The 19,114-nt window shown below is 32.9% G+C and carries 15 protein-coding genes; 8 read left to right on the forward strand and 7 right to left on the reverse strand.

Annotated elements, in window-relative coordinates:
- Positions 1 to 2: 2 nt before the first annotated feature.
- Together GOY13_RS03235 and GOY13_RS03240 are read right to left on the reverse strand one after the other, a co-directional pair.
- Positions 3 to 215, reverse strand: coding sequence for a hypothetical protein (locus GOY13_RS03235; protein ID WP_175814361.1), 213 nt, complete (start codon positions 213 to 215; stop codon positions 3 to 5).
- 437 nt (positions 216 to 652) lie between these two features.
- Positions 653 to 1,888 carry a TolC family protein gene (locus GOY13_RS03240; RefSeq protein ID WP_175814362.1) on the reverse strand — a complete coding sequence of 412 codons (1,236 nt, stop codon included), beginning with the start codon at positions 1,886 to 1,888 and terminating at the stop codon, positions 653 to 655.
- 154 nt (positions 1,889 to 2,042) lie between these two features.
- Between GOY13_RS03240 and rplM the strand changes: the two genes are divergently transcribed.
- Both rplM and rpsI read left to right on the forward strand, forming a co-directional pair.
- A complete protein-coding gene (gene rplM, locus GOY13_RS03245) occupies positions 2,043 to 2,501 on the forward strand; it encodes a 50S ribosomal protein L13 (protein WP_175814363.1) in 459 nt (152 codons plus the stop codon).
- 11 nt (positions 2,502 to 2,512) lie between these two features.
- The gene (gene rpsI, locus GOY13_RS03250; protein WP_175814364.1) at positions 2,513 to 2,959 is read left to right on the forward strand and encodes a 30S ribosomal protein S9; all 447 of its coding nucleotides are present in this window, start codon (positions 2,513 to 2,515) and stop codon (positions 2,957 to 2,959) included.
- A gap of 435 nt (positions 2,960 to 3,394) precedes the next feature.
- On the opposite strand, the gene GOY13_RS03255 is transcribed toward rpsI, so the two are convergent.
- On the reverse strand, positions 3,395 to 4,102 hold the full coding sequence (locus tag GOY13_RS03255; protein ID WP_175814365.1) for a pyridoxine 5'-phosphate synthase: 708 nt from the start codon (positions 4,100 to 4,102) through the stop codon (positions 3,395 to 3,397).
- 398 nt (positions 4,103 to 4,500) lie between these two features.
- On the opposite strand from GOY13_RS03255, the gene GOY13_RS03260 reads away from it, so the two are divergent.
- Genes GOY13_RS03260 through GOY13_RS03270 form a run of 3 tightly spaced genes read left to right on the forward strand, consistent with a single transcriptional unit; the run spans position 4,501 to position 7,893 of the window.
- Positions 4,501 to 5,589, forward strand: coding sequence for an outer membrane protein assembly factor BamB family protein (locus GOY13_RS03260; RefSeq protein WP_175814366.1), 1,089 nt, complete (start codon positions 4,501 to 4,503; stop codon positions 5,587 to 5,589).
- The gene (gene lpdA, locus GOY13_RS03265; protein ID WP_175814367.1) at positions 5,582 to 6,976 is read left to right on the forward strand and encodes a dihydrolipoyl dehydrogenase; all 1,395 of its coding nucleotides are present in this window, start codon (positions 5,582 to 5,584) and stop codon (positions 6,974 to 6,976) included. The genes GOY13_RS03260 and lpdA overlap by 8 nt, the downstream gene beginning before the upstream one ends.
- Complete coding sequence (locus tag GOY13_RS03270) at positions 6,973 to 7,893, forward strand: tyrosine-type recombinase/integrase (RefSeq protein ID WP_175814368.1); 921 nt, start codon at positions 6,973 to 6,975, stop codon at positions 7,891 to 7,893. The genes lpdA and GOY13_RS03270 overlap by 4 nt, the downstream gene beginning before the upstream one ends.
- Before the next feature lie 1,162 nt (positions 7,894 to 9,055).
- Here the strand turns inward: GOY13_RS03270 and trxB are convergent.
- The 3 genes from trxB to dapE all read right to left on the reverse strand — a co-directional run bounded on the left by trxB (position 9,056) and on the right by dapE (position 11,930).
- Entirely contained in the window at positions 9,056 to 10,018 is a 963-nt protein-coding gene (gene trxB, locus GOY13_RS03275) for a thioredoxin-disulfide reductase (RefSeq protein ID WP_175814369.1), read from the reverse strand.
- Positions 10,019 to 10,618 carry a peroxiredoxin gene (locus tag GOY13_RS03280; protein ID WP_175814370.1) on the reverse strand — a complete coding sequence of 200 codons (600 nt, stop codon included), beginning with the start codon at positions 10,616 to 10,618 and terminating at the stop codon, positions 10,019 to 10,021. It abuts the gene before it with no gap.
- Positions 10,619 to 10,712: 94 nt separating this feature from the next.
- The gene (dapE, locus tag GOY13_RS03285) at positions 10,713 to 11,930 is read right to left on the reverse strand and encodes a succinyl-diaminopimelate desuccinylase (protein WP_175814371.1); all 1,218 of its coding nucleotides are present in this window, start codon (positions 11,928 to 11,930) and stop codon (positions 10,713 to 10,715) included.
- Positions 11,931 to 11,972: 42 nt separating this feature from the next.
- On the opposite strand from dapE, the gene GOY13_RS03290 reads away from it, so the two are divergent.
- Complete coding sequence (locus GOY13_RS03290) at positions 11,973 to 13,397, forward strand: iron-containing alcohol dehydrogenase (protein WP_175814372.1); 1,425 nt, start codon at positions 11,973 to 11,975, stop codon at positions 13,395 to 13,397.
- A 570-nt stretch (positions 13,398 to 13,967) separates the two neighbouring features.
- Entirely contained in the window at positions 13,968 to 15,182 is a 1,215-nt protein-coding gene (locus tag GOY13_RS03295) for a COX15/CtaA family protein (RefSeq protein ID WP_246214301.1), read from the forward strand.
- Here the strand turns inward: GOY13_RS03295 and GOY13_RS03300 are convergent.
- Entirely contained in the window at positions 15,131 to 17,275 is a 2,145-nt protein-coding gene (locus GOY13_RS03300) for an ATP-binding protein (protein ID WP_246214302.1), read from the reverse strand. The two genes, GOY13_RS03295 and GOY13_RS03300, sit on opposite strands and share 52 nt — an antisense overlap.
- Positions 17,276 to 17,730: 455 nt before the next feature.
- Between GOY13_RS03300 and gltX the strand changes: the two genes are divergently transcribed.
- Positions 17,731 to 19,104 carry a glutamate--tRNA ligase gene (gltX, locus tag GOY13_RS03305; protein ID WP_175814374.1) on the forward strand — a complete coding sequence of 458 codons (1,374 nt, stop codon included), beginning with the start codon at positions 17,731 to 17,733 and terminating at the stop codon, positions 19,102 to 19,104.
- Positions 19,105 to 19,114: the final 10 nt, after the last annotated feature.

Consider the following 19,114-nt stretch of genomic DNA (forward strand, 5'->3'; position numbering starts at 1 on the left):
TACTATATACTTTCCCACTTTATAGGATCGCCACTTATCTCGTCTTTAACTAAGCTGCCATCATCATACTGAGCAGACATATAATTTGCACGCAAGTCACGGTCTATATATCTAACTGGCTTTACAGGTTTATCCTTATACACCTTTTGTTCAACCTTTCTACGCTGAGTAGGGTTATTTTTACTAGCTACCTTCTCTTTCCGTCTTGCTACCATATTAAGACCATAAAAACCTCTTATCCTATTTTAACACTTAAGCGCATAGCGTCAATACTAAATAACTTCAAAAATTAAATCGATAAGCAATCAGTAACAATCAAGAAAATACTAGTTAAGTTATAAGATATCACTAATATCTTTACAATCTACCACAAAAAGTCTGCTTATGTTTCAAGTATTTTATAAATATTAGAACTGAACTAGGACTGAGTGAGATTATACAGCTATTAGGTTTGAGAATATGATTGGAAGTATGATGAAACAGGCTATACTATAAATGTTATCTTATCTAGTTCATATTATTACTTGCATCAGAATATAGTGATGCTAAAAGCAGGTTCGCAATGAGAAGATATAATTTTTACCATTTGCGAGTAAGTAATATGCCATTAATTGGTCTTTATTCGTTATTTGAATTTTAGTTGTTGCTAGGTTTAGAGATTTGTGCTACTTATCATAAAAAATAACTTATATACACTGATTACATAATTACTTTTCGCTTCAACAAGATCAGAACGTGCTTTAAATAATGCATTTTCAGTATTCAAGAGCTCAGTTGTACCTTTTAAATTTAAGTTAACTTCTTGCTTAATACCTTCTAACGCTAGAGCTGCTGCTTTTTCAGCTTTCTTACTTACTTTGATAATAGCATCTGCTGCCAGAATATTGTTCCAAGCGCTCACAACCTCTTTTTCTATATTTTTTACTGTTTCATAATAATTATGAGCAGATTTTTTTGCATCCATTTTGGCTTGGCTTATACTAAAAGTATTAACTCCTCTTCTAAAAATCGGAATATCAAGGGTAAAAGTGATATTGGTAGTATCTAAAAACTTGTTAATACTAATATTTTCGTTTAAATTTTTACTTGCGCTAAGATTCACAGATGGTAGCCACTTAGAAGTTTCAGCAATTACTGCTATGCCATCTGCTCTTTTTCTATGAATTGCTGCCTTTAGAGATAGGTTATTGGTTTTTGCTAGCTGCAGGCATTTGTTTAGCTCAGAAGGAATATATGGTAATTTATCAACTTCAAAGAGTTCATTAGGATCTTCACCAATTAAATGAAAGTAAGCAATGTTTGCTAATTTTAACTTGCCTTCAGCGTCAACCCTTTCTAGGGCTGAGGATGAAAATTTTGCTTTTGCAAGTGAAACTTCAGCATTAGTAACTTCTCCAAGAGAAAGGCGCTTTTTCATTTCGGATAGGTCTTCTGAAGAAACACGTTCTTTATGCTCTCTTAATTTTAATATTGCTGTTTTTCTTAGGACATCAACGTATGCTTTTACAGCGTTAAGTGCAACATCTTGTTTTGATTGTTGAAACTTCATCTTCTCTGCTTTGAGAAGATGACTTGATTGGCTAAATGTAGCAAAAGTTCCTCCACCATCTATTATTTTTTGACTTAATGTAAGAAGTTTTTCAGGTAAACTATGCTTATTATTGTGAAGACTAAAATTGCTATTAAAACTATACTGCAAATTAATACTTGGCAAAAAGTTAACTAGTCCTGAAGATTTTAGTTGTTTTTCTATGCTCTTGTAATGGTAAAATTGAGACTTTAGCTTTGAGCTATTTCTGATGGCTTTACTTATGGCTTCTTCAAGACCAATTGCATAGCAAATTGTAGTACTAAGGGTGACTACAAGTGTAACAATCAATTGAAACATACGAAACATACTTCCCCTATAATCAGGCTATATAGCTAAGTTATTAGCACAAATTGTTCTGATAATCAATTAATATTGTTGACTCTGTTTAGAGATTTTATGTACCATATACCATACAATATGATTGATACTTTATATACATTGTTAAATTAATATGAAGACTTTTTTTTTGAAAGAAAGGCAAATTAACAAAAGGTGGCTTATCATAGATGCAGATGGGTTAACAGTAGGAAGACTTGCAGCGTTTGTAGCAACTCTGCTGCGTGGGAAGCATAAGCCTGAGTATACACCTCATATGGATTGTGGTGATAATGTAGTTATCATCAATGCAAGAAAAGTCCATTTCACTGGAAAGAAATTTAAAGAGAAGATTTACTATAAATATACAGGATACCCTGGTGGGTTAAAAGAAACTACTCCAAATAGTATTCTGAATAGCAAATTTCCTGAGCGTATAATGGAGGCAGCGGTGAAAAGGATGCTTGATGATGGCCCTATGGCACGTAAGCGCTTTAAAAATTTATATATCTATCCTGGTCCAGAACACAAGCACCAAGGACAGAAACCTGAAAAGGTAGATTTTGCTTCTTTAAATCGAAAGAATAAAAAATAGTGGAGTCAAAGATGAGAAATTCTGTAACAAGTCAATCAGAAGGAGTAATTAATCCAGTAATCGATTCATTGGGTCGTTCATATGCTACAGGCCGAAGGAAAGAATCTGTAGCGAGGGTATGGATAAAGTCAGGGAGTGGAGATTTTATTGTTAATCAGAAAGATAAGCTATTCTCTTATTTTAAGAGAGAATCCATATGCCAAATAGCAAAAATGCCACTTATTGTGGCTGCTGTGTTGGATAGGTATGATATATTTGCAACTGTGAAAGGTGGAGGACTATCTAGCCAAGCTGGTGCTTTAGCTCACGGAATAAGCAGAGCTTTAAGTAAAATAAGCCAAGACTTACGTTCCATATTACGTAGTAAAGGGTTCTTGACACGAGATTCACGTGTTGTTGAGCGTAAAAAATATGGTCAGCACAAAGCTAGAAAAAAATGTCAATTCTCAAAGAGGTAGTTATTCCTTAGTTCTTTAGTAATGCTTTTTATAAGTGTTATACAAACGTTAAAAAGGCATACGGTATGCCTAATTTATCGTCAAATTTGGCTAATTGTCGGTGTGAACTAAATGTGCTATTTGTATAATTATTAAGGTAGTTTATGAGTAAAGAAAGTATAGTAAAGCAAATACACGAAGATTTATCTAATTAGGGTATAAATACAACAATATTGAATTTAGGGAATTCATGATGTGTGGATCAAGAAAATAAAAGATGATCTAAAGATAATAGCTCTAAGAGAGGTTAGTTGCATTATCAGCTGCTGTAAGTCAGAAAAAGCAATGCTTCAAGTCCTAAAAATGGTAAGATCATGACTATTCCTAAAAGGGCAGGAGTAAAATTTAAGGCAAGTCAAGCTCTTTCATGTCTTTTAAATGAAAAGGAAGAAACAGTCAGTTAGATATTAATATTTTCATCATCTTTACTGTACTGTATAAGCTATAAAATATAGCTTCGCTGATTAGAAAGTGACCTACATTAAGAGCTAAGATGTGAGGTATTTCTTTTATTCTTTTAGCATGTGTATATGTTATACCATGCCCTGCATGGCACTCTATTTTTAGCTTATTTATATACTCTGCAGCTTTAGTAATTAATTCTAATTTTTCCTCTGATGAGTTAGAGCAATAATCTCCTGTATGAATTTCTATTATGTCTGGCTTTCTTCTTAGTTTCTCAAGGCATTTTAGTTGATTTTTGCTTGGATTCATAAACAGAGAAACTTTTATACCAGTGCTATGCATCTCCTCTATTATGTCAGAAAGTTTGTTGTATATATTAATTATATCTAGACCACCTCTTGTTGTTAATTCTTCTCTTTTTTCTGGCACGATATTAATGGAGTATGGTTTTACCCTTTTTGCTATTTCAAGCATTTCCTCTGTGGCCGCAATTTCAAGATTAAGCTTAGTTTTAATATTTTTTTTTATGTTAAATACATCTTCATCCCTAATATGCCTTCTGTCTTCTCGTAAATGAACTGTAATAAAATCTGCTCCAGCGTCGATAACTATTTCTGCTGCTTTCAATAGGTCTGGGTATGGAGTTTCCCGTGCATTCCGAAGAGTTGCAACGTGATCAATATTAACACCTAGTTTCATATCACCTCAAAAATTATTTATAGATTATACATAATTATTCGACCTTTTACATAATAATTATCTTACTAAACTAGTAGTACAGAATTAAGATGTAAACAACCATTTACTGTTGGCTTTTTTATTTAACAAATTTCAAAGTATTTAGTTGGAAATCAAAGGCTTAGGATAAGATAAAGAGATATTGTAGTTTTTTTCTTAAATAAGAGCATAAGCTGCAGTGGCTTTTTTATCTATTGTCTTATCAGTTTTTATTTTTGAAATAAGATGTGTTGTCAAACTTACTTTTATACTATGATAAGATATTTCCATAAGTCAAGATTCTAATATAAGATAAGAATATTTTTATTGTAGTTAAAATCTCTAATCTGTATATTGATAAGTCTTGTATCTAACAAAAAATGAAAGTCATAGTTGTTATGATATTGTTATTGTGTAGTAATTATACAATAGCAAGTGAGCTGGTAAACATAGATAGAAAATTATCCCAGGGATATGTAGCTCCAGTTCTTGTAGAAGATAGTATTATTTTTGTAGATAAATATGGCACATTATATTCTTTTGACATCAATAACTTTAAGGTTAAAAATTGGGAATTACGCCTTTCAGACAAAAAAAAAATTGGTAACATGAGCATATCAAGTTATGGGAAAAATATTTTTTTTATAGTGAATAACTTTTTATACATAGTAGATATAAAAACTGGTGAGATTCAATGGGAAAAAGAACTAAGGGCTCCGATAAGGGGAAAGGCAGTAGTGATGTACAATAAATTGATAGTATTAACTATTGATAGTTACCTGTATGTGTTTGATATAAAAGATGGCAGCCTAATTTGGGCTTATCAAAATGGAATTAATGAAGTTCGTGGTTTACATTATGTATCACCTACAGTCTCTAATGATATGGTAATAGTACCATTTTCAAATGGTGAATTAATAGCTTTCGATGGAAGTGGTAAGAAACTGTGGAGTCAAAAGTTAGATACAAGCATTTTAGATACAAAGCTTACAGATGTCACTACTACACCAAGAACATTTGGTGATATTTTAATTGCTACGAACAATTCTTATATCTATGGTATTAACATAAAGTTGGGGAATGTTTTATGGTCGAAACCCATACAAGCAAAAAGTGTATCACATATTGTGCCATATCATAAGGAGCAAAGAGCTAGTGGTAGGATTTTTATAATTACTAAAGATAATAAAATAATTGGTATTGATGTACAGAATGGACAAGCAGTCTGGGCATCTAATTTAATAAAGAATACGCAATTTTTTGCTTTAGTTATGTATAATAATACATTGTGGGTCTTGAGTAATAAAGGGTTAATGTTTGCTTTTCCTGAACATAAAAACATAGGAAAGGCAATCAAAATACCACGTAATGTATTTCATGCTCCTGTGTTTACTCATGATAAGATATACATAACAACTGAAGGTAATGGTGCTTTTTCTTTAGAAAACAGGTCTACTTTTTATGGCTGACTATGATTTGATTGTTATAGGTGGTGGTCCAAGTGGTTATAATTGTGCTATTGTAGCTGCAAAGCTAGGGCTGAAAGTTGCTTGTATAGATAAAAACAGCGTTTTCGGTGGTACATGTTTGCGAGTCGGATGTATACCTTCTAAAGTACTACTTTATTCTTCTTATCAGTATGTTCACACAAAGAATAATCTGTCAAAACTTGGTATAAAAGTCAAAGATGTGAGTTTTGACCTAGAAGAAGTGCTAAAATATAAAGATACGAAAGTTAAAGAATTAGGACAAGGAATAGAATATCTCTTCAATCTTTACAAGGTTACTAAAATCAATGGACTTGGAAAGATTGCTTCCTTTGATCAGGATAACCTTAAAGTTTCAATTGAAGGTAAGGTACTAAGAACAAGAAATATAGTAATTGCGACTGGTTCTGGTATCAATTCCTTGCCGGGAATTAATCTGAATGAGAAAAACATTATTTCATCCACTGGTGCGCTATCTCTAACTGAAGTACCGAGAAGACTTGTTGTAATCGGAGCTGGAGCAATAGGGCTTGAAATGTCTTCTATATGGAAAAGATTAGGTTCTGAAGTTACTGTAGTAGAGTTTCTTGATAGAGTGGCTGCAGCAATGGACGGAGAATTGAGTAGATCTCTATTTTTTAGTTTACAAAAACAAGGGATAAAATTTCTGCTTGGCACTAGGGTTGAAGAAATAGAACAAGGTAGTAATTCTTTAAAAATAAGACTTTGCTCCATTCAAGGCAACCGAGTAAGTACCATAGAGACGGATAAAATGCTCATTGCAGTAGGTCGTAAACCATATATTGATGGTCTTGAGATTGATAGCAAGATAAGAAGAGATAAATTTGGCTTTATTAAAGTGAATAATAAGTATGAAACCAATATAAAAAGAATATTTGCTATTGGTGATGTTATTGGTGGGGCAATGCTTGCTCATAAGGCAGAAGAAGAAGGAGTTGCAGTTGCAGAGATAATAGCAGGACAGTCACCTAATATTGATTATGGAATTATACCATCTGTCATTTACACACATCCTGCAGTTTCTTCAATCGGTAAAACTGAAGAGGACCTTAAAGGTGCTGCCTTGAAGTATAAAGTTGGCAAGTGTCAATTTGCTGCGAATAGTAGGGCAAAAATTATTGATGACACTGAAGGTTTTGTAAAAGTACTAGTCTGTAGAGAAACTGACACAATACTAGGTGTACACATCATAGGTGCATATGCTGATACGCTAGTTAATGAAGCAGCAGTTGCAATGGCATATGGTGCAGCAGCAGAGGATATATATAGAATAGGTCACTCTCATCCCGATGTAAATGAAGCTTTCCGCGATGCATGTATTAATGCTTTCTTTAAGAAAGAAATATGAATTTAAGTTCAATTATTGAAAGTTGGTATGAATGGATGAGATACAATAGGTCTTATTCATCTAATACTTTAGAGTCATATATAAGAGATTTAAAGGATTTGATAAATTTCCTTAATGCCCATATTGGTGAAGAGGTGAATGTTAGTTCCTTGAAGAAATTGAGTGTACCTGAACTTAGAAGTTGGCTGAGTTCCCGTTATATAAGAGGTATAAACGCAAGATCAAATATTCGTGCATTATCAGTAATCAGAAATTTTTTCAGGTATATAAAAAACAATTACGAGATAAGTAATGATGCTGTGTTCTCCTTATCTAAACCCATCCAGAGAAGAACTCTACCAAAGGTATTATCGATATCTGACATAGAAACTTTGGTAAAAAAAACGAAATTGTCTAACCTAGGTGAACCTTGGGTGATAAAAAGAGAAATTGCAATTATTGTTCTACTGTATGGTACAGGATTAAGGGTTAGTGAAGCATTGAACCTTAAGGTTGGTGATGTTAGAAATGAAAGTTTAATAGTTACAGGTAAAGGGAATAAACAAAGAAAAGTATTTATTCTTTCAGTAGTAAAAAAATACATACAAGAGTATATAAAAGCTTGCCCTTATCTTGATATTAATAATGAAGCACAATATCTATTTGTAGGAGTAAAAGGAAAAAAATTGAAAAGGACTTATGTTGCTAATCGACTCCAAAAAATAAGGAGAATGTTAAATTTACCAGAGATCGTGTCACCACATGCATTTCGCCATAGTTTTGCTACTCATTTGCTTCAAGAAAGTATTGACGTGAGATCAATACAGCAGTTACTTGGGCATTCAAGTCTTGAAACTACTCAAGTTTACATTCACCTAAATTATCGAGATATTTTTAATATGTATAAAAATGCTCAGAAGAATTTAAAAAAGGGATAAAAACTTTGTGACTTTAGAATATTAATAGTACTATTAAGTTTTACATCTTGTTTATTTTTGCATGAAAAATTCGATACAAATATGTTAAGAGAAATGTTTACTCTAGATGATTATTTGTTATAAAACACTCATGCAATTCTATTCTAAACAAATAAAAATGTAAAAGTGTAAAGTAGACCTTGTTATTTACATGAAATGCTTGCTTCCTAGTTTTTTTTAATCTTAGTTTTGAGCTGTAAGTTCATTATTTTTTTTATCAAGTCAAGTTTAATATTCAGATCACTAGTTTTATATATCTACTTACGTAGGTGTAGTTTCATTTAACTAAAGTCAAGATCTTATTATATTTAGTGAATATTTCTTTTTATTTTACGTTATTTCTTTCTAGTACCATTAAGTAATGAGATTAGGAGATCTTATATTTTTCTTGGTGTCAGATTTCTGGCATCAGACTTAATGCTTTATCCATTCCTTGTATTTCGTACAACAAAATCTTATTTATTGAGTTTATAAACTTTGTTTTCAAATCTGATTCAATAGAATTTTCTCAAAATACCTATTTAACAACTTTATCATAAGTAGTAAGTTTATTAGATATATTGAACTGATTTTATCATAGACTTAAATCTTTTTATTGCAGTGGGTCTTTTAGTTTTTATTTTTATTATAGTTTCTCCAGCAAGCAATATGTAAAACCTTATCTTTGTTATAACCTATTAACTAGTCTGAACCTAGAAATGTAATGCTATAAAAGCTGTTAGTATCTCTATATTCTATTCTCCATAGTAACTTGCTTATCTAAAGTTAGCATTAGGCGTCTTTCCCTCTGATGTGAGATTATTGCTACTACTGATGGTGTAGAAGTTAGAAGTAAATATATCAATATCTCGCTTATTTTTAAAATTGTTTATAAAATATTCATGGTCCTCACCATCAAGAGTCTTAATGGATTCATTGCATATTAATGAGTTTACAATTCTCTAATCAAACATGATGTTATCATCAGCAATATTTACCTTCTTCCTTACATATAGCCCTTAAGTTCATAATTTGGAGAGGTGTTTCTATACTAAGTTCTCTAAATATTCACTACTGCTATGCAATAAAAAAAGAAAATAACGAAACCACTTTTTTCTTCCAATGAAGAGTTATTTAAATATCTTTATTTTTTAACCTCTATATTTGAGAGCTCTAGAAACTTTTCTGCGTCAAGTGCAGCCATACATCCTGTGCCCGCTGCAACTACTGCCTGTCGGTATGTCTTATCTTGAACATCACCTGCGGCGAATACTCCTGCTCTGCTAGTCAGAGTTGTACCAGGCTTTGTAACCACATAACCCTGATGATCAACTTTAATAAAGCCTTTTAAAATGTCTGTGTTTGGCACATATCCAATTGCAATAAATACTCCATCTACCTTCAATTTTCTGATTTTTTTGGTCTCTGTTGATTTGATTATGATACCAGTGACTCTTTTTGGATTTTTATCTCCAAGAATCTGTTCTACAGTATGATTCCATATTACTTTTACTTTATCTCTCTTAAGAAGCCTATCTTGCATTATCTTCTCTGCTCTTAATTTATCACGTCTATGTATTAATATAACTTCTTTAGCAAATCGAGTTAAAAATATTGCCTCTTCAACGGATGTATTTCCCCCACCTACTACAGCCACAATTTTATTTCTAAAAAATGCACCATCACAAGTCGCACAAGCTGAAACTCCATAACCTTGAAATTCCTTTTCACTCCTGAGACCAAGCCATTTCGCTTGTGCGCCAACTGCAATTATAATTGCAGATGAATAGTAATTATTGATACTTCCAATGGACTTGAATTTATATTCATTAGTGTACTCGGATTGTTCAATACCCTTTATTTCATCATCTACCATTTTCGCGCCAACCTTCTCTGCATGTAACCTCTTTTGTTCCATAAGCTCTGGGCCTTGTATTGAAATGAAACCAGGGTAGTTTTCAACAGCTGTAGTAATCATAAGCTGACCACCAGGTTGCATTCCTGTTACTACAATTGGCTCTAGATTTGCACGCGCTGCATATATAGCAGCAGAATAGCCAGCTACTCCAGAACCGATAATAAGAACTTTTGTCTTGAATAGCACCATTTATAATTCTTCACTATATGAATTCAGGTAATCAGCTACCCCTTCTTTGCTTGCTTGTATTGCTGGCTTACCCTTCTTCCATCCCGCTGGACATACTTCATTATGCTCTTTACTGTGTTTAACTGCGTCGATAATCCTAATAAACTCATCGATATTTCGTCCCAAAGGTAAATCATTTATAGATTGATGACGTATAACAAACTCATCATCAATAACAAAAGTAGCTCTTAGTGCAATTGAGTCATCGTGTAAAACTCCATAGTCTCTTGATATGGACTTTTTGATATCAGATACTAATGTATAGCTAATCTCTCCAATGCCACCATCATTGATGGGAGTCTCACGCCACTTACAATGTGAGAATTTTGAATCTATGCTCACTCCTATGACTTCGACGCCACGTTTTGAAAAGTCATCTATTTTATTGCTAAACGATATCAATTCAGTTGGGCATACAAAAGTAAAATTGAGTGGATAGAAAAAGAGGATAGCATACTTACCTTTCACATGCTTGCTTAAGCAGAAGTCATCGACTATTTCCCCATCAGAGAGAACAGCAGGAGCAATAAAGTCAACTGCGAGTTTTGTTACAAGATTCATAATTAACACCTTAAAATAATATTATTCTATAACATGATAAATTTACATACAAGCTTTCTTTTCTCCCAAGAATTCTTCCAGTTGCTATTCTGGCTTAAAATATACTTTGAGCTAATAATGGGCTATCAGGAATATTACTAACTACATTGATCTGATTTACTATTTTATTGGTGAAATGAAAATAATTTTTTATGAACTCCTTGTATATGGCAGTCAACTTATGTATATCGTCTACTAGTACGCATTCATCTATCTGGTGCGCAGTTTTGTTAACCATGCCAAATTCAATTACTGGACAAATGTTTTTGATAAATGCGGCATCAGACGTACCACCACTTGTGCTCATTTTGGCATCAATACTAGTTACTTTATTTATTGCGTCGAGCATAATATTAGTATTTTTATCAGGAGTGGAAAGGAAAACACCTCTACTATTATAAATAGAGAGTGTATAATCTCTAGTTATACTAGAGCATATCTCATCAATTAACTTACATAGATTATTAGGTGTTTGCATATCATTATATCGGATATTGAAACTTGCAACTATTAATTTTGGTATTAAATTGTCAGCACTGTTTCCTACATCAATAGTAGTAACCTCACAACTCGAAGGCTGGAAATATTTATTACCATTATCAAGAGTAGTGTTTCTTATCTTGCTTAATATTGATATCATCTTATATATTGGATTATCAGCTAGTTCTGGATAGGCAACGTGTCCTTGCTTTCCATAGCAAATTAATTTGAATGTTGCAGACCCTCTTCTACCTATCTTTATAGTATCACCTAATCTCTCACTACTAGTTGGTTCAGCAACTATACAATAATCCATCTTTTTTTGTTTACTTTCCATCCATTCTAAAACTGCTTTTGTTCCATGTTCCTCCATACTTTCTTCAGCACTGGTGATTAATGCACTTATCGAACCATTAAACTGAAATTCCCCTATAATAAAGTTCACCATAGCGGCAATAAATGCAGCTACTCCGCTTTTCATATCAGCTGCTCCTCTTCCATACAGTATCCCATCTCTAATTTTTGGGTTGAATGGATCATATACCCAGTCTTTCAACTGACCTGGTGGAGCAACATCAACATGTCCAGCAAAACATAAATTTGGTACTCCGTTTGTATATTTTGCATAGAGACTTTTAACTTTATCTTCGCTATTGCCAAATTCCAAAATCTCACACTTAAAGCCATTTTTCTTAAGAATTTTTGCTATATACTCTATTGCTCCATCATCTTTTGGTGTTATACTCCTAAAAGAAATTAACTTCTTAGTTAGCTCTACTGGATCAATTTTCATGTCAATTTTAAAATACTGATATTACTATATTGTAAGCATTCTATGCATTATTTAAAACAAATATTACACCAAGTAAAACAGACTCTTATAAAGGAGGTAATAGTAGGTCATCACCTTGTTGATAACATGTATGAAATATGCATGCAATATGGAAATGATATTTTTTTAGTTGCTGATGAAAATACAGCAGAATTCTTGAGCAAGAAAATATTCAGCAAGATTTCTCACTTAATTATTCCTAGTAATGTTATTAAGCCTATTGCAAAACCATATGTCATTTTGAATACTTCTAAAGTTTTATCATCTCAAAACTCCAACGTTAAGATCAAAGAAAAAAGAGTATGGATTCCAGTACCAAGCTATGGAATGATACCGTGCAAAGAAATGACTCTGAACAGAGCAGCATCTCTCGAAACAGTTGATTTAGTCAGAAATAAGTCAAAAGATAGTGACTTGATAGTTGCTTTTGGAAGTGGTACTGTTAACGATATCTGTAAATATGCAAGCTATCTTGAGGGTAAAAATTACATATCTTTTCCAACAGCTGCTTCTATGAATGGATATACTTCTGCAAACGCTTCTATCTTAGCAAATGGATATAAAAAATCTTTCGTAGCACACCTTCCAAAGGCAATATGCATTGATACTAATATAATTACCAATGCACCACTTCGTCTAACGTTAAGTGGATTTGCAGACTTTATTTGTCGTTCAACAGTACAAGCTGATTGGCTTTTATCTCATCTATTGCTTGGCACGGAATATAATGAATTACCTTTTACACTTGTTCGTGATCTGGAGGAAATTTTACTTAAGGAATACCTTGCTCTTGCGAAAAGGAGCAAAAAAGTGACCATATTTCTTATGGAAGCTTTACTTATTTCAGGGCTTGGAATGGCGATTTCAAAAGGCAGCTACTCTGCAAGTCAAGGGGAGCATATGATAGCTCATACCATGGAAATGGTGACAAAGGATTATTCTTTCTCATTACATGGTGAGAAGATTGCTGTCACAATGATTACCATGGCTAATTTGCAGGAAAAAATACTATCAATACAAAATCCCATTATTAAACCAATAAACTATTTTAGCATTATTCCAACATTAAGTGCTAAAGTTCAGAAGATGAATCAGCATCATACTACCTGGATGTCAGAAGACTTAGCCGAACATTTCGGTAATACCGAATTCATGAAAATCCTAAAACAGAAGCAAATTCTACAGCAAAGAATCAAAGAAGTCATCCATAGTGAATGGAATAATATTTCCAGCTTGATTAAGCAAAATCTGTTGCCTGCAAAACGCTTACAGAAAATATTTGAAGATTTATCAATCCCACACTTACCAGAACACCTAGGTTGGGATGAAGAGCAGTATTGCAAAGCGGTCAGTATTGCGTTTACAGTAAGAGATAGGTTTACCTTTCTTGATCTGGCTCACTGTATGGAAGAAAGTAAAGTGTTGTAGCTGAAAACAACCAAGAATTATTTATGCCTTATTTTATTTCATTTTTTAACTTAGTTATAAAGAGCAGTTAAGCTAGATTCACTAGAGATGCTTTATCAACAAGTATGTAATGATTTGTAAGGTTAATATTCTTCATTAATCAGTATTTCTGATACTACAATATCAAAGAAACTGCTAACTGTTCTACTTATTTATAGTAGACAAGAAATATGTTAGATCAAAGTTATATATGCAAACTTATATTATCAAGTTAAAAAAGCACAGGCCACTTTATAAACACACTAAACTGAAATAAATTTCATTATCTAAACTTTTTAGTAATTTTGAATTTTTACTTATACTTTTTACTACTTCATTTTTATTGTTCTCATCAATCTTGACTCTTTTAATAATAACTGTCAATCTGCAAAAGATGTTACTACACTTTTATACAGTATCAGTATTTTCTTCTATCTATATCATCTACATAGATTCTCAGCTCTTCTCGACATGAAAACTTATTATTCATCCTCATCAAGGAGACAAAAACAATCAAAATCTGTAATTATTTGGCTTTCCTTCTGTTCTATCATGGTACTCCTCATGGTGGGGATTGGTGGGGTTACTAGACTTTCAAAAGCCGGATTGTCAATTACAGAGTGGAACCCTATTATTGGAATATTACCTCCACTGAGCGAACAAGATTGGTTGCAAGAAAGATTAAAGTATGAAGTTACGCCTGAATATAAAGTGTTTAACTATAATATTAGTACAGAAGAGTTTCGTATTATATACTTAATAGAATACATACACAGGCTAGTTGCGAGGATAACAGGATTAGCTTTTGCTCTGCCATTTACATATTTTCTATTGAAAAAAAGAATATCTAAGAAAGCAGTGATAAGGTTATCTATAGTACTATTGCTTATGGTATTGCAAGCACTTGCTGGTTGGTATATGGTTAAAAGTGGTCTGGTTTCTGAACCCAATATTAGCCATTACAGACTTGCACTTCACTTGTTATTAGCCCTTGCTATTTTCGCATTATTATCATATCAATTTTTTGATTACCAGATATATACCAAAATGTCATGCACTCAACTATACAAACAGTGTGATATAAGAGTAATTTTTGCCAAGGGGGGTACCACATCAGTATCTAGACACTGGAACTTAGAAAATTTAATCTTAAATCAATACATTAACCGTCTACATAATAAAAGCTGGATTTCAGTGCCAAGCATTGAAATGAAACAAGTTACTGTACAATTCATCTTCAAAGGTAGGCACAAGTACAGTCATGTATCATATACTCATGTAACAGGGTTCCGTTTTACTAATTATAGTACATATTGTACAATACTTATTTTGATCCTAATTGCTATGCAAATAGCCTTCGGAGCTTTTGTTGCGGGGCTAAATGCTGGGCTAATTTACAACACCTTTCCACTAATGAATAAGCGAATCGTTCCAGAAAATTTATTTTCCTTGCAGCCTATATGGACCAATTTCTTTGAAAATGTAGTGACAGTGCAATTTATACACCGAGTACTAGCATTATTAATATTAGTTCTGACAATAATACTCACAATAAAAAACATCAGCACAAAACCAGTATATGTTATGCTACTCTCAGTTATCATTCAGATAACCTTAGGAACGGTTACTTTATTGCTGCATGTGCCAACATCTGTTGCAATAGCTCATCAAATGTTTTCATTTATCTTATTTGGATCAGGCATATACTTTTTATGCTATTTAAGAAAACAAATCACATCACCAACTTGTATATTGTTCCCTTCTTGAACCGGAATATGTTTTATCACCATTTCTGATTCAGCGCATATAATATTCTCCATTTTCATTGCTTCCACAATAAATAAAGGTTGTCCTACTACCACTTGGTCTCCTACATTTACATGTAATTTAACTAACAAACCAGATATTGGAGATTTTACAACATCTACTGCAATTCTTTCTTTCTTATTACTAAGTATGAATTTATCCAATTCAGCTACGTGAGGTTTGAATACATAACACTCAGCTTGCATTCCAGCATGTCTTATAAAGAGTCTATTGTCCTGTCTCTGTACCTTAAAAGTTACGACGTTATCAGCATTGATTATTACACATAGCAACCTATAACTTAATTTCCACCTGCCTATTGCAGAGTATATATTGTGGTTATACACCATTGTTAATGCATTATTTTGGTACCTCGCATTTACAGAGTATTCATTGTCATTTATTCTTACTATAAATAAATCCCTTGCACTGCTATTCGTAACCTCAACATCATCAGATATTGATACAATATTACTATGTCTCATCTTAGTATCACAAGTTGCCATTTGAGTAGTCGTTATTGGTAGCAACTCTTTTTTTCTGGATTCCCCAACACGGTGGAATGACATTAAAGGTGTTTCATTTACTGCTTTATAATAGCACTTCTCCTCATTTTCTAAATAAACATATAGCGCAGTAAAAATAAACATTTTAATATATTCTTCTGTAACAAAATCACCATAGAAACCATTTGGATAATAATCTGAAATGAATCTTGTATAGAGTTTTGCTGCAACAAAACTTGGATGATGAAAGATGGATTCTAGAAATTCTATGTTATTTGCAACTCCTTCTATATAACACTCAGACAATGCTTCTTGCATTCTGCTGATTGCTTCTATTCTATCTTTCCCATACGTTATCACTTTTGTAATCATTGAATCATAGAATACGCTAACCTCTGACCCTGCAACAATCCCATCATCTATCCTTATGCAGTTATCAAAATCTTTGCGTGGTGACCGCTTTGGTGAAAGCTCAACGGCACCACTACCTAGTATCACCCCAGCACGTGATACTAGAATAGAAAAATCTCTATCTGGTTTATCATAATACTTTATCCTTCCACTAGAGGGGAAAAATCTCCTAGATGGATCTTCAGCACAAATCCTACTTTCTATTGCAGAACCAGTAAGCTTGATATCATCTTGACTGAACCTTAATTTTTCTCCCCAGGAGATTCTAATCATTTCTTCTACTATATCAACTCCTGTTACAAACTCTGTTACTGGATGCTCAACCTGTAATCTTGTATTTACCTCAAGAAAATAGAAATTTTGATCATTATCTACAATAAATTCAATAGTGCCAGCTGAAAAATAACCTACTTCCTTTGCTAAAGAAATACATTTATCATACATTTCTTGCCTTATCTTATCACTAATAAATGGGCTTGGAGTTTCTTCTATTACTTTTTGGTTATTTCTTTGTAACGAACACTCTCTTTCTCCAAGACACACTGCATTTCCATACTTATCTGCTATAATTTGTACTTCAATATGCCGTGATAACTCTATATACTTTTCCATAAAGATACTTCTATCATTAAAATTTTTTTCTGCCTCATTTGTTGCAGATGTAAATGCTAGCTCAATCTCCTCCCTGGAGTTCACGATTCTCATGCCTTTACCACCACCACCTGAAGCCGCTTTCAATATAATAGGAAACCCAATTTCCTCAGCAACGCTAGCTGCATGAGAAGCATTGCTAATTTTCCCTACATACCCAGGTACTGCATTGACTCCAGCCTTTTTTGCTGCTTCTTTTGCTGTTATTTTGTTAGCTATTACTTCTATTATTTCAGCACTTGGGCCAATAAAGGCTATGTTATGTTTCTGTAAAACACGAGGAAAATCTGGATTTTCTGCCAAAAAACCATAACCAGGATGAACTGCCTGTACACCCATTTCAATTGCTGCTTTGCATATCTTTTCGATGCTTAAGTAGCTCATGCAAGAAAGCGAAGGACCAATATACCTAGATTCGTCTGCTTGTCTTACATATACAGAATTTATATCTGCATCTGAATATACACATGCACAAGATATGCCCATCTTATGGGCAGTTCTGATAATTCTGCAAGCAATTTCCCCCTATTTGCTATTAAAATTTTACTGTACTTTTTTTTCGCCATGCACAAGTTTACTTCCTTAAGCTAAGAAAGCAAATCTATACATTATCAACAATAAGAAATTTCTAAACCTATGTCATAACTAAACTACTCTTTAAATGTTACTTAACATTAAGATTTACTATGGTATTTTTATCTTCTTTTACTTTTCTAACCTTACTCTTAACACTCTCTTCTAACTAATGCTCTCTTTTCGAAAATAGGTAGTGAAATTCCTCTACTTACTCACCATATAAAATAAATTACAACTTCTATCAGATATGCACTAAGTTTATAGGAAACAAACACAACTTTATTTTTTTAGAATAAAGAAATTATAAATTGCTATAAACATGAATCCTATTTATTATCATTCACATCACTATATAATAAACAAACATGCCAGAAGTAGTTACTAGGTTTGCTCCATCACCAACAGGATTTTTACATATCGGTGGAGCTCGTACTGCTTTATTTAATTGGCTCTACGCAAAGCATCACGGTGGTAAGTTTTTACTGAGGATTGAGGATACTGACAGAAAACGCTCAACAAAGGAAGCAATTGGTGCAATAATAGATGGGATAAAATGGCTTGGTATGAATTATGATGAAGAAATAGTCTACCAGTCAAAAAGGATTATGCGGCACATTGAAGTTGCAAATCTTTTAGTTAAGAAAGGTAAAGCGTATCACTGTTATTGTCCTGAAAATACAGTTGTGATGGAACAGGCAAAGATAAGAGAGAAAGGAAAGATACATAAGCATATCTGTGATAATGTAATAGCAGATAATGTAAAGCCTGTTATTCGATTTAAGGTCCCAGATTCAGAAGATATCCTTGTTGACGATAAAATATACGGTCAAATTAAAGTAAATAGTGACCAATTTGATGATATAGTAATTTTACGTTCTAACACTACTCCAACATATATTTTTGCCGTTGTGGTTGATGATCATGATGCTGGAATAACTGACATAATACGCGGTTCCGATCACCTCACTAATACTTTTAAACAATTACTGATATATCAGGCTCTTGATTTTAATATTCCGCGCTTTGCTCATGTGCCGCTTATTCATCAGGAAGATGGAAATAAGCTGTCTAAAAGGCATGGTGCAACAAGCATTTGTTTTTACGAAAAAATGGGAATACTGCCGAAAACAATGCGCAATTACTTACTGAGACTTGGCTGGAGTCACGGAGATGATGAAATTATTAGTGATAAGCAAGCAGTAGAGTGGTTTAATTTAGAAAGCATTAGTCGTTCACCATCACGCCTAGATCTTAAAAAGCTAGAATATTTAAATAATCATTATATTAATAATATGAGCAATGAAGATATTCTCACTCTAATACTTAGAAAAAACAATCTAACTGACAAGAAAAAGAACTATTTACTACAAGGACTAACAGAACTAAAAAAAAGAGCAAAGTACTTAACTGAATTACTAAATTTGGCACAGTTCTACATTAAAGATCCGCCGCTTGATCTAAACGAAAATGCGAAGCAGACTGTTAAATCAAATTTTAATACAATTAAGCTGCTTGCATCACTTCTTTCAAAGATTGATAATAAAAGCTGGAATAAAAAGTTTTTGCTTTCTCAAATTAAAGAGTTTTCAAAGCTACACAGCATTAAACTGAGTGATGTGTACCATTCATTGCGTGCTCCTATAACAGGAATAATGTGTGCACCTGGTATTATAGATATAATGGTAATTCTTGGTAGAGATGAATGTATAAAAAGGTTATATTGGATTTTAGCTGCTTAGAGAATTTTTA

This window comes from Wolbachia endosymbiont of Cruorifilaria tuberocauda (assembly GCF_013365475.1).
GTDB lineage: Bacteria > Pseudomonadota > Alphaproteobacteria > Rickettsiales > Anaplasmataceae > Wolbachia.